The following is a 26,970-nucleotide window of genomic DNA, read 5'->3' on the forward strand; positions in this document are numbered from 1 at the left end:
TATGACAATTTTAATGAACTTGGCAAAAAGGGAAAAATTCTGTTTATCATTCCCTAAGGATGTATTCTACTTTTGTAGGTTTCCACATGGTCTTTCTGTCATTTCGTTAATTTGAAACACGGCATCAGGAAAATAACACTTCTATTTTGAATGTTTATCGAATAACTTATCCGGCCCAGCCGGCTCTATCCAAATTTCGATATGAGATGGCTTCTGCCAAATGAGCCGTTTTAATGTTTTCACTTCCTTCCATATCGGCAATAGTTCTGGAAACCTTGAGAATTCGATCGTATGCTCTCGCCGATAAGTTTAACTTTATCATCGCAGATTTTAATAAGGCTAAACCTGCAGTATCGGGTTGTGCATATTTGTGAAGTAATTTACTTTCCATTTGCGCATTGCAGTAAATTCCTCGATAATCTTTAAAACGTTTTGCTTGAATTTCTCGACTTTTAATTACTCTTTCACGAATTGTTGCACTGCTTTCACCCTTTCGTGTATCGGAAAGTTTTTCGAAAGGGACAGGTACGATTTCTACTTGGATGTCGATTCTATCTAATAAAGGGCCTGATATGCGGTTAAGATATCGTTGAACTTGTCCGGGTGTACAAACACACGAACGGGTTGGGTGATTATAATAGCCACATGGACAAGGATTCATGGACGCAATTAACATAAAACTTGCCGGATAATCCAAACAATATTTTGCTCTTGAAATGGTAATGTGTCTATCTTCAAGGGGCTGTCGAAGAACCTCAAGAACTGATCTGGAAAATTCGGGAAGTTCGTCGAGAAAGAGGATGCCGTTATGAGATAAACTTATCTCACCCGGTTGCGGATTGGTTCCTCCGCCTACCATAGCAACTTGGGAAATAGTATGATGTGGGCTTCTGAAAGGGCGGATGGTGACAAGAGATTTGTCTTTTCCGAGTTTTCCTGCAACTGAATGGATCTTTGTTGTTTCGAGGCTTTCTTCCAATGTTAGGGGAGGTAGAATACTTGGCAATCGTTTTGCCATCATGGATTTACCGGACCCCGGACTTCCAATCATTATTAGGTTATGTCCGCCACTTGCTGCTACTTCTAATGCCCGTTTAACAGACTCTTGTCCTTTTACATCAGAAAAGTCGTAAGGAAAACTGTATTGTTGTTTATAGAATTCCTCTTGGGTATTGACAATGGTTGCTTCTAATGATTGTGTGCCATTAAAGAAATTGATTACTTGTTTCAAATTTTTGACCCCAAGAATCTCTATCCCATTTACTACTGCAGCTTCTTTTGCATTTTGTATAGGTAGGATTAGTCCTTTGAAGCCTTTCTTTTTAGCTTCAATAGCAATAGGAAGAGCACCTCTAATGGGTTGTAGTCCTCCATCCAGACCTAATTCTCCGATAATCATGTATTGGGATAATTTTTCTGCTTGTATTTCTTCTGCGGTAGCTAATATGCCTATCGCCATGGGCAAATCGTACGCAGAACCTTCTTTCTTAATATCAGCCGGTGCTAAATTAACAATTATTTGTCGCGTGGGGAACTTATATCCATTAACAAGTAAGGCAGAATGAATTCGTTCATGACTTTCTTTAACGGCATTATCAGGCAGACCTACTAAAAAAAATTTTATACCCCGTGAGCTGTTAACCTCAATGGTTACAATAGTGGCGTCTATGCCTTGCAAGGCGGCACCATAAACTTTTACAAGCATATATATTATAGTTTAGAAAGCTAAATGCGAATAGCTGTTATTTACTTTTATCTTTTTCTTTATCTTGTTTAATTAAATTTCGTATTCTGTTTAGAATAGTTTGGCTTGATATATCATTGTCTATAATCGATTTGTCTTTTGCTACTAATATGTTGGTTGGTAATTTGTTCAAACCGATTTGTCTGGCGATATTACCTTTCCAGCCTTTAAATCCACAGACTTGCTTCCATTGGGTTGTGTCACGTTTGCTGATAATTTCTGTCCAAGCGTCTTTATCCATATCTAACGAAACACTGATAGCAGTGAATGGCTCTTTTTTCATCTGTTTGACAATCGTAGCTATCGAATCTTGCTCTTCCATGCTTTTTGCATCCCAACTTGCCCAAAAGCTAACGAGTACATATTTGTTTTTCAAGTCTCTGAAATCAATGGTCTTTCCGTCTTTATCAGGTTCGTTGAACAGATTAATGTATTTATTTTCGTCGCCTTTTTGCTCTTTGGCCTTTGCTAACAAATCTGTTAAGTATCGGGTATCTTGAACATTTCCGTTGAGAGATTGTATAAGTTCGATGATATGTTTGTAATCAGGAGTACTATCGTGAGCATAGAATCTATCAATTAAGAATACATTTGCGTAAGATCTCGGATTATTTTTTATAAAAGTATCTACTTGTGCTTTCATTGGTAAATTCATAACTTCTCTTTTTTTCAATGTGAGAAGTGTTTCTCCCATCAACTTATTCTCACCTTTACCTTTGATAAGGTATAATCGGTTATTTCCTTTAATTTGAATCTTACCGCCACTTTCTACTATAACAGGAATTTTTTCTTGATTATCAAGAATGATATAAAAGAGACTTATAGAGTCGGCATTAAATTTTTGTTTAAAGACTCCTTTTTTCAGAATAAGAGTATCAAGTTTGTAAACAGGTTCTATATAATATAGTACTAAGGAGTCAGATGTAAGGTCATCCAGTTTCCCTTCTAAAATAAAAGTATTCTTCTTTCCACAAGAGGAGAGAAGTATTAAGAAAGAGATGAAAAGGAAACTGATATTTTTCATTTTGATTATGTTTGTTGCGAAATTAAGCAATTTAGTCCAATATAAAGAAGAAAACCGGCATAATTTGTATAAAAAACCGGAATACTCGTTTGAGTATTCCGGTTTATATATTTAAATAAGAGTTATTTCTTATTATTTGATTTCGCTTTGATATTTAGCAAACTCACGGTCTAAGGCAGCCTTAGCAGCTAAAGAAGCGTCTTTTTGAATAGCGCTTTGGATAGAGCTCTTTACTAAAGATGCGTTGTTGGTACGAGCACCAACGATAGCCATTAAATAGTCTGTCATAGCGTCTTTATTCTTAATGCTTTCCAATGTGTTCTTTGCCTTGTTGTAATCTTTGGCAAGAATCTGCGCTTGAGCAGCACTGTTGGAAGCGATATTACCGAATGTGCTAACAGCTTTCTGATAATCCCCTTGTTTGATGTATAAGTTACCAAGAGACTCGGCAGCAGCATTTGCGCCAGTTGCTTTGCCTAAGTATGATTCAGCAGCAGAAACGTTGTTCTTTGCTAATTCAACCAGTCCTAAGTTGGAGTTTACTTCCGGAGCATTTGCATTTAAAGAAGCAGCTTTCTGGAAGTAAGATTGTGCTTTATCAATATTGCCGGCAGCATAAGCCAACTCTCCAAGGTTATTATATGCACGGTAATCATTAGGGAAGAGTTGAGTAGTCGTGTTAAAGATGGATTCTTGACGAGTATTGTCACTTGTCAGAGTAGCAGCGTAAAGTAACTCTTCAACACTTAATACCTTAGGATCGCTATTGAACGCTTCGTTGATTTCATCGTCTGAACGACCGATGATTTCATAGTTAGCTGTCAAACGAGCACGACGTAACTGAGGAAGAATATCATCAGCTAATGATTTATAAACTGAAGAGATATTTTTAATTTCAGTTTCTCTTTGCTGAGGATCGCTGTACATGGAAAGAACGCGGAGGATTAAATCTTTATCCTGCAAGTTAGACTTAGATACTAATTCTTTGAAACCTTCCCAATCCTGTGCTGTATAGGTAGCGTCTAAATTAGCGTCAATCTTGTTTTTCTTCAGCTGTTTAGCCATATACTTCTCTGTATTAGCTTCACGGCTCTTAGCTAAATCGGTGTTCAAACTTACACCACCATCAGGAGAAGCATAAGCAGAGACTTCGATGTTATCAATCTTATAGTTTTTAGTATCACTATTTAATTCAGCAACTTTCTTATGAAAATTCTTAATATCTTCAGAATTCAATTCGCTGTTGCGTAAGTTAGCTTGCTGAATCAAGAACATGATGTTAGCTTGTTCTGCTTGTTTAATGATACGCTGGTAAGCATCGTCTGCATGAGACGCGTTAGCGCTGTTTACCGTAGGAAGCTCGGATGTCGCGATAACACCATCAGCAATTTTTACGGATGGAATGGTGTATGACTTACTTCCTTTATTAATAACAAAATCCAGATAAAGTTCAGAATTTGCCATTTCAGGAACGTAGTCGAAAGATGCTTTCATGGTATAGTTACCCCCCATCTTATAAGAAATGGGTTGTCCATTGCCTTCAACTTTTTCACCTTGGAATGTAGCTGGTTGTCCTTTAGCTTCGCCACCTTTCCATCTAAGAACAGGAGTAACTTGTACTGTAGCATTTTTCTTCATGTACTTTTCCGGGAACCGACCGTTAATTGTTACAGGTACTTTTCCTCCAACAGCTTCAAGTACTTCCGGATTAGTTGTGAAAAAATCGGAAGATAATGCACCCATCTTGCTACAAGATGATAACGCAATAACCAATAATGCCATCAATGGCAGATACAATTTTTTGATCATAGTTATTCTTTTTATTGTTTGTAATAGTTATTCGATGTATATGTTCTATTTTACAATACTCATTACAAAGATAATGAAAACAATGCTATCTGATTCTTTTATTATTCTTTTTCTTTTGCAAATTATCTTAAAAAGATTAAAATAAATTTTTCATTTTTTGTGTTCTTCTCTGTATTTTATGTTTCGTGGATGGTGTTCCAGTATTTCACTTCGAAGCATATTCCTGTCAATGTGAGTATATATTTCTGTTGTTCCAATGCTTTCATGACCTAACATGGCTTGAATGGCTCTAAGATTTGCTCCTCCCTCCAGAAGATGCGTAGCAAAAGAATGACGAAATGTATGCGGGCTGATAATTTTCTTCAGACCGATTTTGTCAGCTAATTCTTTTATAATATGGAATACCATAATACGTGAAATATTTTTTCCGAAGTTGCTTATAAAGACGAAGTCTTCGAAACCGGATTTAATGTTTCTTTGGTTTCGGTCTTCAAAATACATATTAATCTCATTGATGGCTCGTGTAGAAATGGGGACTAATCGCTGCTTATTTCCTTTTCCTTCTACTTGGATGAAGCTTTCTTTGAAATAAAGATTGGATAATTTCAGATTGCAGAGTTCTGACACACGTAGTCCACAACTGTATAAGGTTTCAAGAATAGCTCGGTTACGTTGCCCTTCTTTTGTTGAACGATCTATAGCTCCAATTAGGGCGTCTATTTCCTCTACAGATAGGATTTCAGGGAGGTGGAATCCTATTTGTGGAGACTCTAAGAGTTCTGTCGGATCTTTATTTATATAATCTTCTATTAAAAGGAAGTGGTAAAAAGAACGAATACCCGATAAAATCCGTGCTTGCGACCGAGCTGTTATACCAATATCTTTTAGTGTCGCGGAGAATGTTTCCAAATCGTTTAAATTGATGTTTAAAGGTGATATGTCCTCGGATGATAAATAATGAAATAATTTATCAATGTCGGTCAAATAAGCCTCAACAGTATTGTTGGAAAACGATTTCTCTAACCTTAAATATTGTTTGTATTTCGCTAATATATTGGATATTTCCTCGTTATTTTTCATTTCTTTTCCTAACTTTGCTTCTAAATACAAAATTAGAAAACTTCAGAGAGTTTTAAAAGATGAAGATTCAAATTATTAATGGCCCGAACATTAACTTGTTGGGTAAAAGAGAACCCGAGATTTATGGAGCTCGTTCTTTTGATGATTATTTAGTAGAACTCCGTAAGGTATATTCTGATGTGGAAATAGATTATTTTCAGTCGAATGTGGAAGGCGTGATGATTGATAAAATACAGGAGATAGGTTTTGATTATGATGGCATTGTTTTAAATGCCGGAGCTTATACTCATACTTCTATTGCATTACAAGATGCAATCCGATCAATAAAGGCTCCGGTTATTGAAGTCCATATCTCAAATGTCCATCAGCGTGAGGAGTTCCGTCATAAGTCTATGATTTCTTGTGCTTGCCTTGGAGTCATCTGTGGTTTTGGATTAGATTCTTATCGTTTAGCTGTAGAGGCTTTATTGAAAAAGTACAGGCGTTTATGAAAGAAACCGATCAGATAGATGAATATATCCTTTCGCATACGGATAAAGAAGGAGAATATTTGAATGCTCTTTATCGAGCAACAAATCTGAAACTTCTTCGGCCAAGGATGGCTTCCGGACATCTTCAAGGTAGAATACTGAAGATGTTTGTGGAGATGATACATCCTCGCCAAGTATTGGAAATAGGTACATATAGCGGATATTCTGCACTCTGTATGGCAGAGGGATTGGGTGAAGGCGCGATGATTCATACTTTCGAGATTAATGATGAGCAGGAAGATTTTACTCGATCATGGTTTGAACATTCCGATTATGCTGATAAAATAACTTTTTATATTGGTGATGTGTTGGAACTGTTACCTAAGATGGATATTGTTTTTGATATGGCATTTATTGATGGTAATAAGCGGAACTATATGGAATATTATGAGTTGGTATTGCCCAGACTGCGAAAGGGAGGGTTTATATTTGCGGATAATACTTTGTGGGACGGACATGTACTGGAGACCCCTAAAGATAATGATCTGCAAACAATAGGAATGGAGAAATTTAATGATTCTGTAGCAGCTGATGAACGGGTGGAAAAGGTAATTCTTCCATTACGCGATGGCATGACAATAATACGTAAAAAGTAAATAAAAAATGGATAATACAAGAATAAATAAAATTGATCGCTTAGTTCAGAAAGAAATTAGTAATATATTGCTTTCCCAGACTCGGACTATTAAAAATATTATTATTACGGTGTCTGAAGTGCGCGTTAGTTCCGATTTGAGCATTGCTAAGGTTTATATAAGCGTCTTTCCTTCAAATAAAGGGGAAGAGATTGTAAAGAATTTAAATGGGAATGAGAAAGCCATTCGATTTGAGTTAGGTACAAAGGTTCGCTATCAGCTGCGTATCATTCCGGAGTTGAAGTTCTTCCTCGATGAATCGTTAGACAAGTTGGAACATATTGATGAACTGTTGAAAAAATAATCAACAGTGAATGTCTCTTTTTACATAGCCAAGCGTTATTTGCTTTCGAAGAAATCGCATAATGCTATTAATGTGATTTCGGGAATTTCTGTTTGCGGAGTGGCGTTGGCTACGTTAGCTTTGATCTGTACTTTGTCTGTCTTTAATGGATTCCGTGATTTGGTTGCTGACTTTTTTACAGCGTTTGATCCGGAGTTGAAAGTTTCCGTTGCGTCAGGAAAGGTATTTAATCCGGCCGATCAGAAGATTCAATCGCTTCGTAACTTATCGGAAGTGGCTGTATTTTCTGAAGTGTTAGAGGAGACTGCGATGATTCAATATAAAGACCGGCAAACAATGGTTGTTATAAAGGGCGTGGAGGATAATTTTGAGCAGTTGGCACCAATTGACAGTATATTATATGGAAAGGGTAGCACGACTCTTCGTGATGAGGTGGCTGACTATGCTATTCCGGGTGTTGATCTTGTTGCTATGTTGAATTCAGGTGTCCGATTCCTTGAACCATTGATAGTTTATGCTCCAAAGCGAGGAAGTAAGGTAAATTTGACAAATCCATCGAATAGCTTTATCACGGAAAGGTTGTTCTCGTCTGGATTGGTTTTTGCAGTGAATCAGGCGAAGTATGATGCTTCGTATATCTTGACTTCTATTGAATTTGCCCGTCAATTGTTTCAGTATGATAAGGAAGTAAGTTCTATATCTCTCCGTTTAAAGAATGGAGTGGACGAGCGTCAGGCAAAAAAGAAAATTCAACAGTTGTTGGGGGATGAATTCATTGTTCAAGACCGGTATGAACAGCAGTTGGATACATTCCGTATCATGGAAGTGGAGAAGCTGATATCGTATCTGTTTCTGACTTTTATATTGGTTATTGCTTGTTTTAATGTCATCGGGTCGCTTTCCATGCTCATTATCGATAAAAAAGAAGACGTGATAACGCTTCGGAATTTGGGAGCAGATGATAAACTCATTACTCGTATTTTCTTGTTTGAGGGGCGATTCATTACATTGTTTGGCGCGATAATTGGTTTAGTATTAGGATTAGCCTTTTGCTACGTTCAGCAGACTTTCGGATTACTTTCTTTGGGCGGTGGAAGCGCAGAAGGATTTGTGGTTGACGCCTATCCGGTAAGTGTACATATAGGCGATGTAATCTTGGTATTTATTACCGTTCTTCTCGTCGGATTCCTTTCTGTATGGTATCCGGTGCGCTATCTAAGCAAACGTTTACTTTAACGCATAAAGAAAAAACTTATACTCATCAGTATAAGATTGTTGGATGATCCGCATCACTTGCTCAACTCATGCGTATGAGTTGTCTGTTTCATCCGCATCATTTGATCAACTCATCCGCATCACTTTGAAGAATGATACAGATGAGTTGGGATGTTGTTGCTCATTACTTTTAGTATATAAAAATATGAAATGGAAAGTTTTTCAGATAGCTGGTTTTGTTTAACTGCGGTACATTGTTATCCGATGCTTTTAAGTAGTGAAAAGGCTTGCGATTATCGTTAGTTTATGGTTTGGAATCAATATATAAAAAGAATCCCAATTGCAATGCTGTAATCGGGATTCTTAAGTCTCAATAAATATTTAATCGAATTAATAACCAGGGTTTTGAGTCAAGTTAGGATTCAAGATTATATCTGTCTGAGAGATTGGGTGGAAGTACATACGATCGTTCCAGACAATTTTTTGCCCATTGGCATTGAATAACAAGGTATGTCCGTCAGCTTCAACTGTAGTATCGCAAGTATAGTTACCATCAGCGTCGGGGGTTAGTTGTACCTGACGATAGTAAACGCCTGCGATCTTTGGAGATGGAGCTTCAGTTCCGGTCCAAAAGTAAACATCAGGATTCCCGTCAAGGTCCATATCTATTAAAGTATCGAATTTCGGGACATATACACCTTCCATAGGCATTTCCATCAAGTAACCACATTTCCATCGTTGAATATCAGCAAAAGTGAAGTCTTCAAATGTCAACTCAAGTAATCTTTCACGACGTACTTCGAGAATGGTAGGATCAGAGATGCTTGGGAAGAACGTTTCCTGCAGATAGGAATCGATTGTAGTTGGTTTTGTCGATAAACCACCGGTAATACCGCCACGTGCGCGAAGGATACCAATAGAAGAAGCCCAATCCGCGTCGGTCATTGTTCCTAACTCTGCTTTTGCTTCTGCCCAGTTCAATAGAACTTCTGCGTAACGCAATTCAATTTTATTGTTCTCACCGGCGTCAACACCATCGAAAGTTTCGTCATCCAAAGCAAACTTGTAACCTTGGTAACCGCACTTTGCACAAGCGTAATCGGGAGCAGTGCGAATAACAGTAGAACCATTGATACGAGTAAAACCCGGGGTGCGGACGCTTTGTTTAGCGCGCGTATCACGGTTATTCCATTCTTCTGTGAAAGGAGTAGTCTTATAGTTGCCGTCCGCGGTATAAGGAGTTCCATCCAGTTTCAGATACAAGTTCATGTATTGACGGATAGGCGCGAACGGACCACCTAAAGTAGTAGTATTTACACGACGAGTTTCTGCGTTGGTCAAACCTTCTGCGGAATTAAATACAGTTGCCAACATTACTTCTTGGTTGATAGGATCTTTTGCTTTAAATAATGCGCGATAAGATTGATCACCCTCAGCCGTATAAATAGAGTAGTCACCGCTCTTGATAACAATCTCTGCTGCTTGTTGAGCGCGTTGTAACCATGTATCGGCAGTGGCAGTTAATCCTGCTTCTGTATGATATTTGCGGAAAGTACCCTCCCATAAGCAAAAACGAGACTGCATGGCAGCGGCCACCATCTTAGTTACTCTGGTAGCAGTAGCGTCCGACTCAGCGGTAATATTATTAATGGCATATTCGAAATCCTCATATATATGATCTGCTATTACAGCATGAGGGTCACGGGTGGCTTTTAGCAATTCATCATCTACATCAAGGGCGTGATCAATCCATGGGACATCGCAATAGGTGCAGACTTTATCGAAATAGAAGTAAGCTCTGAAGAAGCGGGCTATACCATTATAATTATTACGGACTTTTTCATCAACTTTTGTGTCGGTGTTATTATCAAGAAAGTAGTTGATGTTACGTAATGTTCCCCAGTACCAACTGCCTTCGTTTGAAGGGAGATAGTCGTTGGTATAGAAACGTCTATATGAGTTTGTTCCCTCGTAGAATGTATTTGTTACATCGCCCCAAGTAGTTAAAGAATTTGCAGGGTTTGTAAAAACTCCATAAAAAGAGTTTGCATACATTGATAAGCCATTTTCACTTCCAAAAATAGGTCCTTTGCCAATCTGTGCCTTGGGATTTTCGTCCAGATTACAAGACGTGAAAGCAAGAACTGTTGCTGTGGCTAAATATAATATTTTCTTCATCTTCGTAAATTTTTAGAATGTTACTGATACACCAAATGTTACACTCTTCAATACTGGGTAGTTGTATGATCTACCACCACCACCGATAATAGGAGAAGTATAGTAACCATCGTTAATCATACTGTTTGTTTCTGCATCTTCACCATAGATACTCTCAACATCGACTTGCTTACTGTGTTTGTAGAATGGGGTATATGTCCAGAGATTTTCTGCTGAAACATATACTTTTGCGTTTTGCATGTGCAAGTTTGAAACCCATTTCTTTGGTAAGTTGTAACCTAACTGAATATTCTTTAAGCGAATGTATGCAACGTTTTGTAAGTATTTAGATTGTGGTAAGTGCAAAAAACAATTGCTCTGTAATGCTTGATAACCTACATACTTAGGATAATAAGCGTTAGGATTATCCTCTGTCCAGTAATTTCCTATCTGATCTTTTGGAATCATAGAGTATGGACGGTTGTATTGTCCCCAGAATAAGCCATTATCAGAGCCCGGCCACCAATCTTGCTTACCAACACCTTGGAAGAATGCTCCAAAGAAGATGTTGTTCCAGTCAGCACTTACATTGAAACTGAAGGTATAACGAGGAAGTCTGTTGCCGATAACTTGCCGGTCACCGGAATCACCTACCTTACTGTTACCCCAGTCAATTTTGCCATCACCATTTAAATCTTTGTACATAGGATAACCCGGTTCCCAAGGGTTTCCTGATTTACGGTTGGCACTAATCCAACTCTGGTCAGGTCCGTTAATTTGTTTGCCATCTGCATCGAAATCGGCAGCTGTGAAATACCTGTCGTTTACAAAGCCCCATATTTCACCAAGAGTCATACCTGAGTAATAGTTACAATAATCAGGTCTATAGCTGGTGTTACTGCCTAAGAATTTCTCATCGTTAGGATAACTGTCGATTTTAGATTTTGAATCTGCTAAAGTTCCACGAAGTTCGTAATGGAATGGTTTGCCTCCTAAATTGAACTGATCGTTCCATGTCAATGTCAACTCCCATCCGTGAGTAGTCATGTCCGCGTAGTTTCCACTGGGAGTATCAGCTCCATAAACAGAAGGAAGAGTAGTACCGGGAGCAAACATATCTTTTGTCTTGCGAATGTAGTAGTCGGCATTTAATTTAAGTCTGTTATTCAAGAATGAGATATCAATACCGAAATTAGATGTTGTAGCTGTTTCCCAAGTCAAACCTGTTGGTATTGGTCTTGGAGAAGATGTCACAGAGTTCTTTTGGCCACCTAACAGACGTTGTTGTTGGGCAATAGAGAATAATTCCTGAAATCTGTATGGATCAATATTACCATTACCCAAAGAGCCATAAGATGCACGGAATTTAACATCAGAAATGGCTTTTGGATTAACATGCCAGAATGGTTCCTGAGAAAGGCGCCACCCAATTGATCCTGAAGGGAAGAATTTCCATTGTTTTTCATTAGGGAACTTAGAAGAACCATCATAACGACCATCAGCCTCTAACAGATAACGATCTTTATAGCTGTAATTTACACGATAGAAACCTCCTGCGATACGCCACTTCCGATAGTTGCTGTTTAATGCGATAGAACCGTTGGCCAAATTGATATTCTCAGCTTCCGGATAGATTAATGTATTACGGCGTTCAAAATTATGGTTATAGATTGACTGTTCGTAATTATAACCTGCCATAATTTTAACATCGTGAGCTTCGTTGAAATTCTGGTCCCACTGAGCATATATGTTAGTTGCTAAATACTTAGTAGAATTAGTAGTAACCATATAACTGTTATAGTTGGAGCCCAAGTAAGCAATAACACCTTGATATGAGCTATAAGGAACAGGAGACTGCTTTGCGTCGATTCCTTCGTCTGTGTAACGGAATGTAATATCGCCATTAACAGTTAAGTGATTGTTAAAGAACTTAGAAGTGAAACTTGTTGTATTACGTAAAACTCGTGTTGTAGTATCCTGATAATTATTGCCATAATAAAAACTACCAACCGAAGTAGCGGCTGCTTGAGTTAATGTTCCGTCAGGGTTAAACATAACTGTAGGAGCCTGATTCTCTGATTCCATACCATACCAAACAGAACCTTCGCCTACACTCATTGGGTTATGATACTGCATTTGGTTAAATTCCATGTTATTAGAAACCTTTAACCAAGGAGTGACTTGTAAACTTCCTTTTGCACGGACGTTGAACATTTTATATTTATCAGGGTTAAAATTGAATACACCACCCTGAGAATAGAAACGACCCGAGACCATGAAGTCTGATTTCTCACCGCCACCTTGGATACTTACGTTTTGCTCCTGTCCGATGAAATGATCTTTATAGAGCAGATCCCACCAGTCGGTATTACCATAATACATGTATTTACCATTAGATGGATCAATTTCCACTTCCGATGCGTTCATCCAAGGACGGTGGTTAGCCAACTCCTCATACCACTGATCGGTATAACTCAGAGCGTGGTGAAAACGATTAGGTTTCGCCGCTGTATTATTATAATAAGAATCTAAGAACATGGTTACATATTGATAGCCATCAGTGACAACATCAGGAACAATGGTTGGTGCTTTGACTATGAAGTTGCCTATATAGTTGATAGATACACGTTCCTTATTAGGATTTTTTGTTGTTATCAGAATAACGCCAAAAGAACCACGGGCGCCATAGATAGCTGAAGCGGCAGCGTCTTTCAAAACAGATACGCTGGCAACGTCACTGGGGTTTAACATAGCAGGATCGCCTTCAACGCCATCAATTAAAACAAGAGCGCTACCTCCCTGACCTACTGAAGATGTACCGCGAACCTGATAACTTGAACTACGAGTTGGTTTACCATCAGCGAATGAAATCTGTAAGTTAGGAATTGCGCCTTGCAAACCTTGTGTTAAATTAGAAACCGGACGGTTTTCAATAACTTCACTTGTTACTTGTTCAACTGCGCCGGTCAAGTTGACTTTCTTCTGTGTACCATAGCCTACGACGACAACTTCTTCCAATTTCTCTGTGTCGTCGGCTAATGTTATATTGATGTTTTTCTGATTGCCAACAGCAATTTCTGCAGATTTATAGCCAATGAAGGAAACAACTAATGTAGCGTTGTTCGGGGCATTTAAGGTGAAATTACCATCAATATCAGTAATAGTACCGGTGGTAGTACCTTTAACTAAAACATTGGCACCAATAATGGCTTCTCCTTTAGAGTCCTTTACAGTACCGGAAATACTCCTCTGCTGTTGGATAATTTTCATATCCTTTATGGCAGGGTTGTTAATTGCTAATGCATACGTTGCCGGAAAAGCAGACATAAGCATGGAGCTAATACATACCTTACATAGGTTTTTTCTAATTTTGTTCATTTTCGTATTAATTTACAGGTTTAAAACCGTTTATATACTCAGCATTAATTAGTTGTTTTTATTATCCAATCATGTTATTGATATAAGTAAAGCTCATTGTTTTTATACATGGTCTTTAAAATTCTTTTTATTTCTTGGGGTCAAATGTAGCCAATAAATTTTATTCTTTTGTAAAGATGTTATAAAATTTAGTTTAGTATTATTTAGGAACATTTTGTTTATCTATGAATAGACGCGGCAATAATATTAGCTATATACGAACGAAGACGGCTTACGTTATGCTCATCTTTTGGATGAACTCGGTTGGATAAAAGAATAATGGAAATGTCGTTATCCGGATCAATGACGATGGAAGTTCCGGTATATCCGGTATGACAATAGGTATGGTTGCTTAATAAGTCTCCCTTACATGAAGCATAATCGGAATATGAATCCCAGCCAAGTGTTCTTCCTAATTTTTTTACATTGTCAGGAACGGTGATCATTGCTTTTACTGTTTGAGGACTAAGAATGCGATGCCTTTCCCATTCGCCTCCGTTTTGGAGTGCCGCGCAGAGAATTGCTAAATCTTCTGCACATGAAAAAAGTCCGGCATTGCCACTGATGCCTTTATTCATGATTCTGGCCAAAGGGTCATGAACTTGTCCTTGAAGAATCTGACCATTCTTTTGGACTTCAGTAGGCGCGATGATGGTTTTTGAGTTGTTCCCCTGTTCCCATTTGGCAGGTGAAGTATTGATCCAGTTTCCATGTTTGTCAACATCAGTTGGCAAATAATCGGTATACTGCATACCAAGGACTTCGAATATATTTTTTTGGGAGAATGTTCTGAGAGATTCTCCACTGACTATTTCAATAATATGTTGTAAAGTGATGAAGTTCAGACAACTGTATTGGAATTTTGTTTTGGGAGCAAAGTCTCGTTTACAAATTGATATGTATTTCATGAGCACCCGGGGATTTGCTATACCATATTTAGCTATAAGTTCGTCGGATTCAGCGTAAGGAGGAAGTCCGGATGTGTGGGTAAGCAAGTCTTCTATGCGAATAGTCGTTTCCTCTCCTTTGGCATCTTTCCAATTTTGGAATTCGGGAATATATAAGTTAACAGGATCAATGAGGCGGATTTTTCCTTGTTCAATGAGTTTCATGGTACATATAGCCGTTGAAGTAGGTTTACTGCACGAGGCCAGATCGAATATGGTGTTGGTAGTCATGGCGACTTTCCGTGGATAGATTTCTTTGTTTCCATAAGCTTTAAGGTATGCTAACTTCCCATGGCGGACAACTGCCAGAACAGCCCCCGGAATATCACCTTTTTCAATGGAAGTGTTAATGGCTTCGTCAGCATACTTAAATTGGTTGGCATTTAGCCCAACTGATTCAGGAGAAACTCTTTCTAACGATTGGGCATTTAATCCTAAAAAGAAGAAATAGCATAAAAGAGAGCAAATGGTTTTTTTCATATTCTTATTATATTAGTATCAATATATGCAATTATCGCTATGTGCGTTGATAGCAAATTTACAGAATTTATTTTATGGTAGATGGATTTTACTAAGTTTTTGATGTGGTGAGAGTAAAATATACGCTAAAGCATTGGAGGCTGGAATCACTATCGCCGATTATTCGTTTATGGCATACTGTTTATTACTTTAAAGCTCAGTTTATTTTACTGTAATATATGTTTATAATATGGTTAATCTTTTGGTAATATTTCAATACTAACGGATTTTCGTGCATTATAAAAAGAGAGGTTATGTCAGGCTTCAATTTCCCTTTAAAACGGAGTTTTTGCTTCTTCGTCAGATTCATTAGAGTTATTATCAAGATGACCGGGAAAAGTGATGCGGATGAATCGATCAACTCATGCGGATGACTTGCCAAACTCATGCGGATGACTTGTCCAATTCATGCGCATGAACTGACAAACTCATACGTATGGATTGACAAATACTTCTGATGAAGATGAAAACTCACTCAAATCTCTTTTCTTTTTTGTATATACGGAAATAGTAACTGTTTATGATTGATTTCCAAAAAGACTGTGTGTCCTTTTAAAAAGAAATAATGATATGCGGTTTGCTTTCTTTTGAATTTGTCGAACTCGTCTTATATTAGTTCATAGCTGTTTATTTGGATAGGCATATCTAAATTACGAAGCATTTTCTCTAAGAGAATACCTTCCATATTATTATAATTATATCCGAAGGTTGCCCGAATTGCTTGCAGTACAAATTGAACAGCTCGATCGAGGGCAATAGGCAGGCTGTCTCCTTGCATAATAGAACCGGTAATAACACTGGTGAAAGCATCGCCTGTACCCGGATAATGTGCCGGAATATATGGGCATGTAACTTTCCAATATCGTTGACCTTCTCGGCTGTAAGCGTATGTTGATGTTTTATGTGGATTGCCTTGAACAGGAACACTGGTTGCAATGACAGTATCGGGACCTTTATCCGATAGTTCGTGCAAGTAGTTTTTCAACTCATCATCTGTATTTTCATTTTTAAATGGACGCCCCATTAAATAAAACAATTCGGTTAGGTTGGGAGTGATAACGTCGGCACTTTTAATTAAGTCGCGCATGAGTGGAACCATTTTTTCATCGTAGCCGGCATATAGATGCCCATTGTCTCCCAGAACAGGGTCGGTAACAATTAAACATTCCCTTTCCCTAAAGTCGTTTATAAACTGCGAAACAATTTGAATCTGTTCCGGAGATCCCAAATATCCGGTATAGATACTATCGAATTTCAAATCTAATTTTCTCCATTCTTCAATAATTTTTTTCATTTCATTGGTTAAGTCGAGAAAAGAGAAATGTGGCAATTGCGTGTGGCTTGAAAGAATGGCAGTAGGTAATGGACAAACTTTAAATCCCATGTGAGAGAGGATGGGAATAGCGGCTGTCAGAGATACACGTCCATAGCAGGAAAGGTCGTGTACTGCCGCGATTTTTTTAATTCCGTTGGAATACATATATTTATTAAGGTATTAAAGTTGAATTTTTTACTCTAAAGAGATGCTCTGTACTTCAATTTTTTCTTGTCCGAGAAAGATGGATGCCGATTCTTCGAATTTATCGACACTTTCTGTTGTTAGGAAAAGACAAGTGCCCCCTTTGGTACACCTGACATCCATTTCTGTATGTCGGTTTAAGTAATTGCGTAAACTTTTTGCCACATAATCGCCTTGAGAGACTAAATGGATGTTTTGCGGGATATATTTTTTTATTTTATCAATTAATAAAGGATAATGAGTGCATCCTAAAATAATAGTATCAATTGTTGGATCTTTTTCAAGAAGTTCATAGATATATTTTTGAACGAAATAATCTGCTCCTTCATTATTAAACTCGTTATACTCCACCATGGGGACCCATATCGGACAGGCTTGTCCCGTAACGGTTATATCAGGGAATAATTTCTTTATTTCTATTGGATAAGATTCCGATTTAATGGTGCCTATTGTCCCAAGTACACCTACATGTCGGCTTTTGGTCATGGAACCTATACATTCGGCAGTTGGTCGGATTACTCCGAGAACTCTTCTGGTTGAATCTATTTTTGGAAGATTTATTTGTTGAATGGAGCGGAGTGCTTTTGCTGAGGCTGTGTTGCATCCTAATATGATTAGTGGACAGCCAAGGTTAAATAGTTTATTTACAGCTTGAAGTGTAAATTCGTAAACTATTTCGAAAGATCGGGTTCCATAAGGTGCTCTTGCGTTATCTCCTAAATATATATAATCATATTCGGGCATAAGTTGTCGTATACCTTTTAATATGGTAAGTCCACCGTATCCGGAATCGAATACTCCAATCGGTCCATTCATAGAGAGTCTTTTCGTATTTTCCATTACTTGATAAATTTAAAAAATCTCTCGACCATTTGCTATCAAATAATCGAGAGATATGCTATGTATTGGAATATTACCGAAAGATTTGATTTTATTTCAAACCTAATTTTTCTTTAACGGCTGAGCTGATATCAGTTGAAGATGTACCGATATATGGAATATCCGTACGGTCTAAATCAAAGATATAAGTATAACCACCGGCATCACCTACAGATTTGATAGCATCCTCTACCTTTTTAATAATGGGTTGCATCATATCTTGATAAGATTTTTGTAGATTCTGCTGAGCGTCTTGCTGGAATTGAATGCCTTTATCGTTTAAATCCTGTAATTCTTTCTGGCGTCTTTCCTGAATATTTTTAGGAAGGTTAGCTTGCTCCTGTTGGTACTCGGAGTACTTTTTCTGGAGTTCGTCTTGAGTACGCTTCATCTCGTCTTCATATTGTTTCTGCATTGCTTGGATATCTGTTTGAGCTTTAGTGTATTCCGGCATAGAAGACACAATCTCCATAGAACGGATATGCCCAAACTTCTGTGCAAAAACGCTTACTGGAGCGATAAGCAAAAATAAAAGTAAGATTCTCTTCAACATTGTTTTATTTTTTTATTAGTTACTTCGTTTTAATTATGCTGCAAATATATGAAATTATTTTGAATATCCTAATCTTGAAAGGACTTCATCACTAATATCTATTTTGGGAGAAGCAAAAATCATCGTATTTTGTGCAGCTGCACGGTCGAAAACTACACTGTATCCATGACTTTGTGCTAATTGTTTTACTGTTTCGTAAATTCTGTTTTGGATAGGAGAGATTAATTCTTCTTGCTTTTTAGTCATCTCTCCTTCCGGTCCAAAGTACTTCTGACGAAGTTGTTGAGCCTCTTTTTCCTTATTTACAATTGCCTCTTCTTTCTGATTACGTTGTGAACCCGAAAGGTTGGAAGACGTTTGTTGGTATTGTTTGTAAAGATTCTGCGCGTCTTTTGACAAAGCTTCAATCTCTTTCTGATACTGTTCTTGAAGAGAATTCAGTTGTTCTGTTGCCTTTTGGTATTCAGGAATATTTTTTGTGATGTACTCCATATCAATCAAAGCAAATTTCTGTGCATTAGCTGTAAATGTACATGCTATCACCAATAGGGTTGTTAAAATTACCTTTTTCATATAATTCATCTTTATGGTTAAAACTCTTGTCCTAATATAAAATGGAAACGACTTCCACCGTACTCTTTTGTACCTCTAACCTTATCAAATCCATAAGCCCAATCAATACCCATCATACCGATCATAGGAAGATAGATACGGACACCGACACCGGCAGAACGTTTCATATCAAAAGGATTGAACTTATTTACATCATGCCAAGCATTACCTGCTTCTATAAATCCAAGTACATAAATACTTGTAGAGTTTTCTAACATTAGCGGATAGCGAAGTTCTGCTCCCATTCGAGTGTATGCATAACCTTCTGACCCGTAATCGGTCAGTGCTCCATTCTCATAACCTCGAAGGGCAATGGTCTCGGACGCATAGTTTGTACTATATCTGGTCATACCATCACCACCTACATAGAATGTCTCAAATGGAGATTTTTTATACTTATTATAATGCCCTAATAATCCAAATTCAAAACGTGTCATTATGACCGGAGTCTTTTGCGCTGTGCTTAAAGAGGTATAGGTTTTTGATTTGAATTTCCATTTATGGAACTCAACCCATTTAAACATGCTGGCAGCTTCATCATAATCTGTTGTACCATAGGTGCTATAATCTTTATTATCAAATAGTGAGTAAGGAGGTGTGAGTTGTACCGATGCGGTGAACTCAGAACCACGACGTGGATAAATTGGGTTATCAGAGGAGTTACGTGACAAGGTAAGACCTAAACTCACTAAGTTACTTTTACCAGTAGTCAGATATTCTCCATTGTTTAAACGGACAAATAAATAGCTCCAGTTCTTTAATATGAAACGCTGGAGAGACAATTCTGCCGTTAAAGTAAAGTAATCGTCCGGCCATCTTAAACGTTTACCCCACCCAACAGACAAACCGTACATCTGAAGAGTTTTGTCCGGGTCGGAATAGGCTTCGGGGCTGTATCTTCCATATCCTCCGTTATAGCCTCCATACCCATATCCGTAAATCGTGCTATACATACTATTAAGGTAAGCGGAGTTATAAAAACTACTGTTTATATCACTTTGCCTTGAGTAGTAAGCGGAAACGGATAAAGAGTTAGGGCGTTTGCCTCCAAACCACGGGTCGAAGAATGAAACACTATACTGTTGATAGTAACGGGCATTTGTCTGACCGCTGATTGTTAACGTTTGACCATCACCTTGTGGAAGAATACCTCGATAGTTATTACTCTTATGGAACAAATTTTTTAAAGAGAAGTTGGTGAACTTCAAGCTTAATTTACCAATTACACCTGTTTGTCCCCAACCCGCAGAAAATTCCACCTGGTCGTTTGCTTTAGATTCCAAGTCCCAATTGATGTCTACTGTTCCATTTTGAGCGTTCGGCACAATGTCAGGTTTTATATTCTCAGGATTGAAATGTCCCATCTGAGCTATCTCACGATAAGATCGTTCGATGGCTTCTTTACTGAATAAGTCACCCGGACGAGTACGAAGCTCACGGCGGACGACATTCTCATATAGTCGGTCGTTACCGTTAATTCTCACTTTGCTGATGCTTGCTTGTGGTCCTTCCTGTATGCGCATTTCTAAGTCAATGGAATCACCATCGATATTAACTTCTACAGGGTCGAGACCATAGAATACATAACCATGATTATAATAATCATTTCCAATAGCATCATCATCTTTTGATAAACGATCGTTCAATAACTTCTGATTATAAACGTCTCCATGACTCATTTGCAATTTTGCCTCTAAGTAATCAGAAGGATATACGGTATTGCCAACCCATGTTATATTTCTTAAGTAGTAACGTTGACCTTCTTCAATTTTCATATAAACATCTACAGTACGGTCATCATAATTTGAAATGCTATCGGAGACAATCATAGCATCACGATAGCCAAGTTCGTTGTACTTGTCTATGATAAGCTGTTTATCTTTCTCATAGTTTTCCTCGATAAATTTTTTCGTACGGAAGATATTTTTAAGTTTGTTTTTTTCGTTGGTCTTCTTCATTACTCGTTTCAATTTCTTATCGCTGAGGATCTGATTACCATCGATAGTTATTTTATGAACCTTTACCTTTTCTTTCTTATCAATATTTATGTCAACATCAACTTGATCTTTCTTTCCATTGATATTTCGTTCAATAATATTGACTTCTGCATTCTTGAATCCTTTTTCATCAAAATGCTTTTTTATCAAGATTTCTGCACGACTTATTAAGTTAGGTGTGATTTGACTACCTTTCACTAATCCTAATTTAGCTTCCAGATCTTCTTTTTCACTCTTCTTTATTCCGTGGTAATTAATATTCGCGATTCGTGGGCGTTGGGTTAAAAGAATTTTTAACCAGATTTTATCACCAAGTGCTTTTTCCGCTGTTATTTGAACATCAGAAAAAAGGCCATGTTTCCAATATCGTTTGATGGCATTTGTTATCTCATCGCCGGGAACTGTAATTGTTTGTCCTATTGATAAGCCTGATAGACCAATTAATACGTAATCTTCATAATTTTCTATTCCCCTGACACTTATTCCTGCTATAGTATATTTCTTTGGTGTGCCATTATAAAGAATGATGGGGTTAAAGATTGTATCAGTTTCAGCCACTTGCTGAGCTTTACCTTCTATTGGAATATTCAATAGGCAAAGAAGGGCTAAAATGATAGGTATTAAACGGTATCGCATATTTCTTATTATATATTATCTTTATATTTGTTCACTTGTTTTTCCAAAACGTCGTTCTCTTTGTTGGTAATCACAGATTGCTTTCCAAAGTTCTTCTTTGTTAAAGTCCGGCCAATATGTATTACAGAAATAAAGTTCTGTGTATGCACATTGCCAAAGCAGATAATTGCTTAATCGGATTTCTCCTCCTGTTCTTATGAGAAAATCCGGATCGGACATGAAGTTCGTGGTTAAATGTGCTGATATGACCTTTTCTGATATGGAATCTATTTCTAATTTATTTTCTTTCACTTCTTGGGCTATTTGCTTAGTTGCTTCTGTTAATTCCCATTTTGAAGAATAACTGAGCGCAAGAATTAAATTCATACCCGTGTTTTTAGAAGTGTGTTCAATGCATTGATTAAGACGTGTCAGAACATCTTTTGGTAATTTCTCAACATTTCCAATAATTCTGAATCGAATATTATTTTTCATGAAAGTATCCTCTTCGATAGAGTCTATCAGCAATGCCATTAATGCCGCGACTTCATCTGCCGGACGATTCCAATTTTCAGTTGAAAAGGTGTAAAGAGTAAGATACTTTATTCCTAATCGAGCTGCCTCTGATGCTATAGTATGGACAGTTTGGGCTCCTGCTTGATGGCCAAAAGTTCTTGCCTTTCCTTTTTGCTTCGCCCATCGGCCGTTACCATCCATAATAATGGCAACATGCTGTGGTATACGATCCATATTTATTTTATCTCTATACGACATCTCTAATTTTTTATTACAAATCCTTGTTTGTTCATTCTTCCTTTCCAAATGTACTGTCTGCCACTCCACATAATCCATAAATATTGATTTGGACTAATCGTGTATGAAAAGTTTCCATGAGCATTATTATAATATGTATTAAAAACGTCTGGGAAAAGAATCTTTTCCGTTAATGATTGCCAGTTAATACCATGGTCTTTAGAAATGAAAAAAGTAGAGAAAGCTGTATATGTTGTATTGTTGACAGCTCCGTCACCACCAAAAGCATAAATACTGTCATTGCATTGAATCATTGCAATATTTTCAAGCTTGGGCAGCGCATATTTATCTTGTGATGGTGTATGGTCTCCCCATGTGGATTCTGTGCTTAGTCTTGACCAAGTGATGGCATAGTCATCAGAATCATTCTTACCCATGATTAGCATTTTTTGAATGTTTTTATTGCTGGGTAAGTCATAACTAACGTATGAAATATTTTCTTTAGGGAATCCGGCCGGGACATTCGTAGTTTCATTCCATGATAATCCGTCAGAGCTTTCAACAAACTTAGTTCCAGCTTTGTTTATGGCAATCATTAATTTATTTGTATCTGATTTATAATAGTTTGATACGATTAAACTCAATGATGGCACGCCATTAACTTCTTCCCATGAGGAACCGTCAGCCGAACTGTAAAGTTTATCTCCAACCAGAATGTATAATTTGTCAGCCCAAGCCATTACAGAGCTGTAATCAGCTTTACCTGATATGTTTAATGTTTTAAGTTCAGACCATTGAGTTCCTGAAGTATAATCTGTTGAAGTAACTTTGACTTGATCAGTGGCATCCGCGAAAACATAAATCTTACCATTAAAATAAACAGCTTTTTGCTTTTCGATTTCGCTTCCGGGAAAATCACTTGCCAGTTGAGACCAGACCATGACTTCAGGGTCAATTCTATGAACGTTCAAACTAATTTTATAAGTAGCTCCATAAGTACCACTTTGTGAAGATACTTTAAAGTTGACAGGACTTTCAAAATTAATTGAATCGGTTGCTGTCCATAATGTATCTCTACCGGAAGTGTTTTTAGTGTAAATAATATAGTTAGTGTCAGCTGTAATGGAAGTGGTCACTGCGCTTACATTGGTTCCATAAGGTAGAGAGTCTACATTGTATATCAGATGATTCACTTGGTCGATGGCGAAAGGATAGTCTTTGCCTTTTAAGGTTACAGTAACAGTAGAATCGACACCGTTGATTACTTTGGGGTATTCTGTTTTAATATCACCGATTGAAAAAGCGATGATACTGGCATTTGATGGATATTCTATGTTATTCTCCTTGCTTCCCATACAAGATGGCAGCATGATAATCACCATAAATAGATTTGCCAAAACAGGTAGAAACTTTAGTTTCATTTGTAAATGAGTCTTTAGTTATAAATTGCAAAAGTAAAAAGATTTTTTTCTTTAGCGTGCTTTTGAATCAAGTTTTATAATAATTATAGATAAAATAATGCTTTTATTCTTCGTTGAAGCATTATTTTTAGCATTTTAATTAATTTAAAGGTTATTATAATGTTTGATTATTCGTCCAAAGTGCATCTCTGAATCCTTTAAACAGCAACTGTTAATGTTGGGGGCTTTTATCCCATTATCCAGTTTTATTGGACTTTCTTCAACAAAAGCTTCGTCCCATAGGTTACTGTTAATAAACGATTGGAGCAATTGACTACCTCCTTCTACAAGAAGTGATTGTAGTTTCTTAGCGTAAAGGATATCCATTATTTGAGGAAGAATATTGGATGAAAAATTCAACTGGATAAATTCTGTATTGGGTACTCTTTTAGTTGTTGTCTTCGATGTAAATACGATAGTTGGAACATTGCCATCAAAAAAATGTATTCCTGAAGGTAAAGTTAAATCCTTATCTAATGTAATTCTTACTGGATTTTTTCCATGCCAAGCCCGAGTTGTTAAAGAGGGATTGTCTATGAGAGCAGTTCTTCTTCCTACTAAAATAGCAGAACTTTCAGCCCTTCGCTTGTGAACCAACATTTGAGTCAAAGGTGATGATAACATGATGGGCTTGTTTTTATAATATTCTTTTCCTATAAATTTGTCAGCTGACTCTGCCCATTTTAATATTATATAAGGACGTTTATAGATATTGAATGTAAAGAACTTACGGTTTAATTGGCGACATTCTTTTTCCAGCACTCCAACTTTAACATCAATTCCGGCATCTCTCAGCTTTTTCATTCCTCTGCCGGAAACAAGGGAGAATGGGTCTAAACAACCAATAACCACATGAGGTATGTGCTTTTCTATAATGAGATCAGCACAAGGCGGGGTTTTTCCGTAATGAGAGCATGGCTCTAAGCTAACATATATGGTTGCTTCCTTTAGTAAATGGATATCTTTCTCTTTTACAGAGCAAATTGCATTTACTTCGGCATGCGCCTGTCCGTAATGAACGTGATAACCTTCTCCTATAATCCTATCTTTATATACAATGACCGCGCCTACCATTGGATTCGGAGGCGTAGTAGACAGTCCGTTCCTTGCTAATTCCAGACAACGGGAAATATATTTTTCTTCTTTTGTCATATCCTTTCAGCGGAAATGCTTATTTTTGTTGTAAAATTAAACAGATGCATCCAACTATTGCTTATATACGTCGAGCTTTGCAAGGAATCTGTTCCGATTCCGAGGCGTTGTCTATTGCAAAATTGCTGCTTACTCAACATTTTGGCTTCACACAGTTGGAACTTTATGGAGGCAAAGATAGAAATCTTTCGGTGAATGAACAGAAAGAAATGGACAATATTCTTCGTCGACTTCAAAATAATGAACCTGTACAGTATGTGTTAGGTAGAGAAACTTTTTGTGACTTGACTTTTGAAGTTAATCCTAATGTTCTTATTCCTCGTCCCGAAACTCAAGAATTGGTGGAGTGGATTGTTAAAGAGAACCTGACTTCCGGTTTGAGGATTTTGGATATAGGGACAGGGAGTGGTTGTATTGCAATTTCTTTAGCAAAAAAATTGAAAAGTGCTAACGTTACAGCTTGGGATATCTCGGAGTCGGCTTTACAAGTTGCAAGGAGAAACGCGGAGTTGAATGGAGTTAATGTTTGTTTTAAGCAAATTGATGTATTGAGTTTATTGGACAAAACGGATAGGTTTGATATGATTGTAAGTAACCCTCCGTATGTTACCAATGCGGAAAAACAATCGATGGAAAGGAATGTTTTAGATTGGGAACCGGAAATCGCGCTTTTTGTTTCGGATGATGACCCATTCCTTTTCTATAAAAGAATTGCTGACGTCGGTATTGATGTATTGAGTACGAATGGCAAACTTTATTTCGAGATAAATCAGCATTTTGGAAAAGAAATTAAAAATATATTGGAGAATAAAGGCTACCATCAAGTTGAACTTCGAAAGGATATGTTTGGCAATGATCGGATGATAAAGGCTTTAATATGAAAGAAGAAATGAGTATAGAAGACGTCATTCGAAATAAGGCAGAAGCATATTGTGCATCGGTTGAACATTGTGTCTCGGAAGTTGAGGCTAAGCTTAGTTTGTGGGGTACTACATCTGAGGTAAGTGAAAAAGTGATTACTCATCTATTAAAAAATAAGTTTATAGATGAACAACGATATGCCATTGCTTTTGTTCGTGATAAATATAGGTTTAATGGTTGGGGGAGAATAAAAATCAGCATGTATTTAAAGCAAAAGGGAATATCTGAAGAACTGATTGATAGAGGACTGAATGAAATAGACGAGGTTGAATACGCGCGGAATTTAAAGAAGCTCCTGCGGCAGAAGCGTAGGTCGATAACCGCGGGGACTGACTATGAACGGAATGGCAAACTTATTAAATTTGCGTTGAGCAGAGGATATGAAATGGAAGAAATTTTACGTTTGATAAAACAACCCGAGACAGATGACTATATGGACTAATTTATGGGATTTATTTTTTCCTCGTCCGTGTGTAATTTGTGGTAAGCCTTTATTGCAAATGGAGAATTTTGTCTGTTTGCATTGTCTTAGTAATTTGCCTCTGACAAATTTGCATTTGCAGAAAGATAATGAGATAGAGAAGAACTTTTGGGGGAAGATGCCTATCGAACGTGCTACTTCTTATTTATACTATTCAAAAGGTGGAGATGTCAGAAATCTTTTGTATGAGCTAAAATATTATGGCAATAAAGAGATTGGACGTTTTTTGGGACATTGCATGGCGAATAGCATTTCTCTTTCCGGTTTTTTTGATGGTATTGATTTTATCGTCCCGATACCTCTTCATCCCAAAAGAGAGAAAGAGCGAGGGTATAATCAAAGTGAATGGTTGGCTAAAGGGATTGCTGACATTACACATTTCCCCATTCATAAAGAGGTGCTTATTCGTTCTTCTTATTCAACTACTCAGACACATAAAACAAGAATTGAACGTTTTGAGAGTATGCGGGATATGTTTGAGTGTATCCATCCGGAGGTTTTAAAGGATAAACATATCTTATTGGTGGACGATGTGCTGACTACCGGCGCTACCTTGGTCGCGGCATCCGATGCTATGGCCGGAGTTGGCGGACTCCGGATAAGTGTACTTACGTTAGCTTTGGCGGGATATGATTGACCGATTCTTC

The 26,970-nt window shown here is 37.5% G+C and carries 21 protein-coding genes and 1 pseudogene; 7 read left to right on the top strand and 15 right to left on the bottom strand.

All coding sequences use genetic code 11. The features are described from left to right. Positions 1–166: 166 nt before the first annotated feature. The 4 genes from LO761_RS10095 to xerD all read right to left on the bottom strand — a co-directional run bounded on the left by LO761_RS10095 (position 167) and on the right by xerD (position 5,657). Positions 167–1,705 (bottom strand): YifB family Mg chelatase-like AAA ATPase, encoded by a 1,539-nt coding sequence (locus tag LO761_RS10095; protein ID WP_272818167.1) that lies wholly within the window; start codon positions 1,703–1,705, stop codon positions 167–169. A 37-nt stretch (positions 1,706–1,742) separates the two neighbouring features. After that, a complete protein-coding gene (locus LO761_RS10100) occupies positions 1,743–2,768 on the bottom strand; it encodes a TlpA disulfide reductase family protein (protein WP_272818168.1) in 1,026 nt (341 codons plus the stop codon). Between the two features lie 132 nt (positions 2,769–2,900). Next, complete coding sequence (locus tag LO761_RS10105) at positions 2,901–4,577, bottom strand: tetratricopeptide repeat protein (protein ID WP_272818169.1); 1,677 nt, start codon at positions 4,575–4,577, stop codon at positions 2,901–2,903. Between the two features lie 150 nt (positions 4,578–4,727). Continuing rightward, positions 4,728–5,657 carry a site-specific tyrosine recombinase XerD gene (gene xerD / locus LO761_RS10110; RefSeq protein ID WP_272818170.1) on the bottom strand — a complete coding sequence of 310 codons (930 nt, stop codon included), beginning with the start codon at positions 5,655–5,657 and terminating at the stop codon, positions 4,728–4,730. Positions 5,658–5,716: 59 nt separating this feature from the next. Here xerD and aroQ point away from each other — a divergent pair, with 59 nt between their 5' ends. Genes aroQ through LO761_RS10130 form a run of 4 tightly spaced genes read left to right on the top strand, consistent with a single transcriptional unit; the run spans position 5,717 to position 8,362 of the window. After that, on the top strand, positions 5,717–6,148 hold the full coding sequence (gene aroQ / locus LO761_RS10115; RefSeq protein ID WP_272818171.1) for a type II 3-dehydroquinate dehydratase: 432 nt from the start codon (positions 5,717–5,719) through the stop codon (positions 6,146–6,148). Beyond that, positions 6,145–6,783 carry an O-methyltransferase gene (locus LO761_RS10120; RefSeq protein WP_272818172.1) on the top strand — a complete coding sequence of 213 codons (639 nt, stop codon included), beginning with the start codon at positions 6,145–6,147 and terminating at the stop codon, positions 6,781–6,783. Before aroQ ends, LO761_RS10120 begins: the two co-directional genes overlap by 4 nt. Positions 6,784–6,790: 7 nt before the next feature. Continuing rightward, positions 6,791–7,126: a 30S ribosome-binding factor RbfA gene (gene rbfA / locus LO761_RS10125; RefSeq protein WP_272818173.1), complete on the top strand. Its 336-nt coding sequence runs from the start codon at positions 6,791–6,793 to the stop codon at positions 7,124–7,126. A 6-nt stretch (positions 7,127–7,132) separates the two neighbouring features. After that, complete coding sequence (locus LO761_RS10130) at positions 7,133–8,362, top strand: FtsX-like permease family protein (protein WP_272818174.1); 1,230 nt, start codon at positions 7,133–7,135, stop codon at positions 8,360–8,362. A 369-nt stretch (positions 8,363–8,731) separates the two neighbouring features. Here LO761_RS10130 and LO761_RS10135 read toward each other — a convergent pair whose 3' ends face one another. From LO761_RS10135 to ribD, 11 genes and pseudogenes are all read right to left on the bottom strand, one after another. Beyond that, positions 8,732–10,519, bottom strand: coding sequence for a RagB/SusD family nutrient uptake outer membrane protein (locus tag LO761_RS10135; protein ID WP_272818175.1), 1,788 nt, complete (start codon positions 10,517–10,519; stop codon positions 8,732–8,734). A gap of 12 nt (positions 10,520–10,531) precedes the next feature. Beyond that, positions 10,532–13,876, bottom strand: coding sequence for a SusC/RagA family TonB-linked outer membrane protein (locus LO761_RS10140; RefSeq protein WP_272818176.1), 3,345 nt, complete (start codon positions 13,874–13,876; stop codon positions 10,532–10,534). Positions 13,877–14,100: 224 nt separating this feature from the next. Then, a pseudogene (locus tag LO761_RS10145) lies at positions 14,101–15,342 on the bottom strand (serine hydrolase domain-containing protein); the annotation flags it as partial. A 646-nt stretch (positions 15,343–15,988) separates the two neighbouring features. After that, entirely contained in the window at positions 15,989–16,861 is an 873-nt protein-coding gene (locus LO761_RS10150) for a pyridoxamine kinase (RefSeq protein WP_272818177.1), read from the bottom strand. A 30-nt stretch (positions 16,862–16,891) separates the two neighbouring features. Further along, a complete protein-coding gene (gene murI, locus LO761_RS10155; protein WP_272818178.1) occupies positions 16,892–17,740 on the bottom strand; it encodes a glutamate racemase in 849 nt (282 codons plus the stop codon). Positions 17,741–17,831: 91 nt separating this feature from the next. Then, positions 17,832–18,332 carry an OmpH family outer membrane protein gene (locus LO761_RS10160; RefSeq protein WP_272818179.1) on the bottom strand — a complete coding sequence of 167 codons (501 nt, stop codon included), beginning with the start codon at positions 18,330–18,332 and terminating at the stop codon, positions 17,832–17,834. A 54-nt stretch (positions 18,333–18,386) separates the two neighbouring features. Further along, entirely contained in the window at positions 18,387–18,905 is a 519-nt protein-coding gene (locus LO761_RS10165; RefSeq protein ID WP_272818180.1) for an OmpH family outer membrane protein, read from the bottom strand. A 17-nt stretch (positions 18,906–18,922) separates the two neighbouring features. After that, the gene (locus LO761_RS10170) at positions 18,923–21,577 is read right to left on the bottom strand and encodes a BamA/OMP85 family outer membrane protein (RefSeq protein ID WP_272818181.1); all 2,655 of its coding nucleotides are present in this window, start codon (positions 21,575–21,577) and stop codon (positions 18,923–18,925) included. Positions 21,578–21,598: 21 nt separating this feature from the next. Next, positions 21,599–22,330: an isoprenyl transferase gene (locus tag LO761_RS10175; RefSeq protein WP_272818182.1), complete on the bottom strand. Its 732-nt coding sequence runs from the start codon at positions 22,328–22,330 to the stop codon at positions 21,599–21,601. A 2-nt stretch (positions 22,331–22,332) separates the two neighbouring features. Continuing rightward, positions 22,333–23,730 carry a DUF6242 domain-containing protein gene (locus LO761_RS10180; protein WP_272818183.1) on the bottom strand — a complete coding sequence of 466 codons (1,398 nt, stop codon included), beginning with the start codon at positions 23,728–23,730 and terminating at the stop codon, positions 22,333–22,335. A gap of 144 nt (positions 23,731–23,874) precedes the next feature. Continuing rightward, positions 23,875–24,921 carry a bifunctional diaminohydroxyphosphoribosylaminopyrimidine deaminase/5-amino-6-(5-phosphoribosylamino)uracil reductase RibD gene (ribD, locus tag LO761_RS10185; RefSeq protein WP_272818184.1) on the bottom strand — a complete coding sequence of 349 codons (1,047 nt, stop codon included), beginning with the start codon at positions 24,919–24,921 and terminating at the stop codon, positions 23,875–23,877. A 44-nt stretch (positions 24,922–24,965) separates the two neighbouring features. Here ribD and prmC point away from each other — a divergent pair, with 44 nt between their 5' ends. The 3 genes from prmC to LO761_RS10200 are packed head-to-tail and all read left to right on the top strand — an operon-like array spanning position 24,966 to position 26,960. Then, the gene (gene prmC, locus LO761_RS10190; protein ID WP_272818185.1) at positions 24,966–25,802 is read left to right on the top strand and encodes a peptide chain release factor N(5)-glutamine methyltransferase; all 837 of its coding nucleotides are present in this window, start codon (positions 24,966–24,968) and stop codon (positions 25,800–25,802) included. Continuing rightward, positions 25,799–26,284 (top strand): regulatory protein RecX, encoded by a 486-nt coding sequence (locus LO761_RS10195; RefSeq protein ID WP_272818186.1) that lies wholly within the window; start codon positions 25,799–25,801, stop codon positions 26,282–26,284. The genes prmC and LO761_RS10195 overlap by 4 nt, the downstream gene beginning before the upstream one ends. Next, on the top strand, positions 26,268–26,960 hold the full coding sequence (locus tag LO761_RS10200) for a ComF family protein (protein ID WP_272818187.1): 693 nt from the start codon (positions 26,268–26,270) through the stop codon (positions 26,958–26,960). The genes LO761_RS10195 and LO761_RS10200 overlap by 17 nt, the downstream gene beginning before the upstream one ends. The last annotated feature ends 10 nt before the right edge of the window (positions 26,961–26,970 follow it).

The organism is Phocaeicola oris (assembly GCF_021295095.1).
GTDB lineage: Bacteria > Bacteroidota > Bacteroidia > Bacteroidales > Bacteroidaceae > Phocaeicola > Phocaeicola oris.

Coding starts and splice junctions, on each gene's coding strand:
- LO761_RS10095 (WP_272818167.1), bottom strand. CDS start 1,705: ATGCTTGTAAAAGTTTATGGTGCCGCCTTGCAAGGCATAGACGCCACT.
- LO761_RS10100 (WP_272818168.1), bottom strand. CDS start 2,768: ATGAAAAATATCAGTTTCCTTTTCATCTCTTTCTTAATACTTCTCTCC.
- LO761_RS10105 (WP_272818169.1), bottom strand. CDS start 4,577: ATGATCAAAAAATTGTATCTGCCATTGATGGCATTATTGGTTATTGCG.
- xerD (WP_272818170.1), bottom strand. CDS start 5,657: ATGAAAAATAACGAGGAAATATCCAATATATTAGCGAAATACAAACAA.
- aroQ (WP_272818171.1), top strand. CDS start 5,717: ATGAAGATTCAAATTATTAATGGCCCGAACATTAACTTGTTGGGTAAA.
- LO761_RS10120 (WP_272818172.1), top strand. CDS start 6,145: ATGAAAGAAACCGATCAGATAGATGAATATATCCTTTCGCATACGGAT.
- rbfA (WP_272818173.1), top strand. CDS start 6,791: ATGGATAATACAAGAATAAATAAAATTGATCGCTTAGTTCAGAAAGAA.
- LO761_RS10135 (WP_272818175.1), bottom strand. CDS start 10,519: ATGAAGAAAATATTATATTTAGCCACAGCAACAGTTCTTGCTTTCACG.
- LO761_RS10140 (WP_272818176.1), bottom strand. CDS start 13,876: ATGAACAAAATTAGAAAAAACCTATGTAAGGTATGTATTAGCTCCATG.
- LO761_RS10150 (WP_272818177.1), bottom strand. CDS start 16,861: ATGTATTCCAACGGAATTAAAAAAATCGCGGCAGTACACGACCTTTCC.
- murI (WP_272818178.1), bottom strand. CDS start 17,740: ATGGAAAATACGAAAAGACTCTCTATGAATGGACCGATTGGAGTATTC.
- LO761_RS10160 (WP_272818179.1), bottom strand. CDS start 18,332: ATGTTGAAGAGAATCTTACTTTTATTTTTGCTTATCGCTCCAGTAAGC.
- LO761_RS10165 (WP_272818180.1), bottom strand. CDS start 18,905: ATGAAAAAGGTAATTTTAACAACCCTATTGGTGATAGCATGTACATTT.
- LO761_RS10170 (WP_272818181.1), bottom strand. CDS start 21,577: ATGCGATACCGTTTAATACCTATCATTTTAGCCCTTCTTTGCCTATTG.
- LO761_RS10175 (WP_272818182.1), bottom strand. CDS start 22,330: ATGTCGTATAGAGATAAAATAAATATGGATCGTATACCACAGCATGTT.
- LO761_RS10180 (WP_272818183.1), bottom strand. CDS start 23,730: ATGAAACTAAAGTTTCTACCTGTTTTGGCAAATCTATTTATGGTGATT.
- ribD (WP_272818184.1), bottom strand. CDS start 24,921: ATGACAAAAGAAGAAAAATATATTTCCCGTTGTCTGGAATTAGCAAGG.
- prmC (WP_272818185.1), top strand. CDS start 24,966: ATGCATCCAACTATTGCTTATATACGTCGAGCTTTGCAAGGAATCTGT.
- LO761_RS10195 (WP_272818186.1), top strand. CDS start 25,799: ATGAAAGAAGAAATGAGTATAGAAGACGTCATTCGAAATAAGGCAGAA.
- LO761_RS10200 (WP_272818187.1), top strand. CDS start 26,268: ATGACTATATGGACTAATTTATGGGATTTATTTTTTCCTCGTCCGTGT.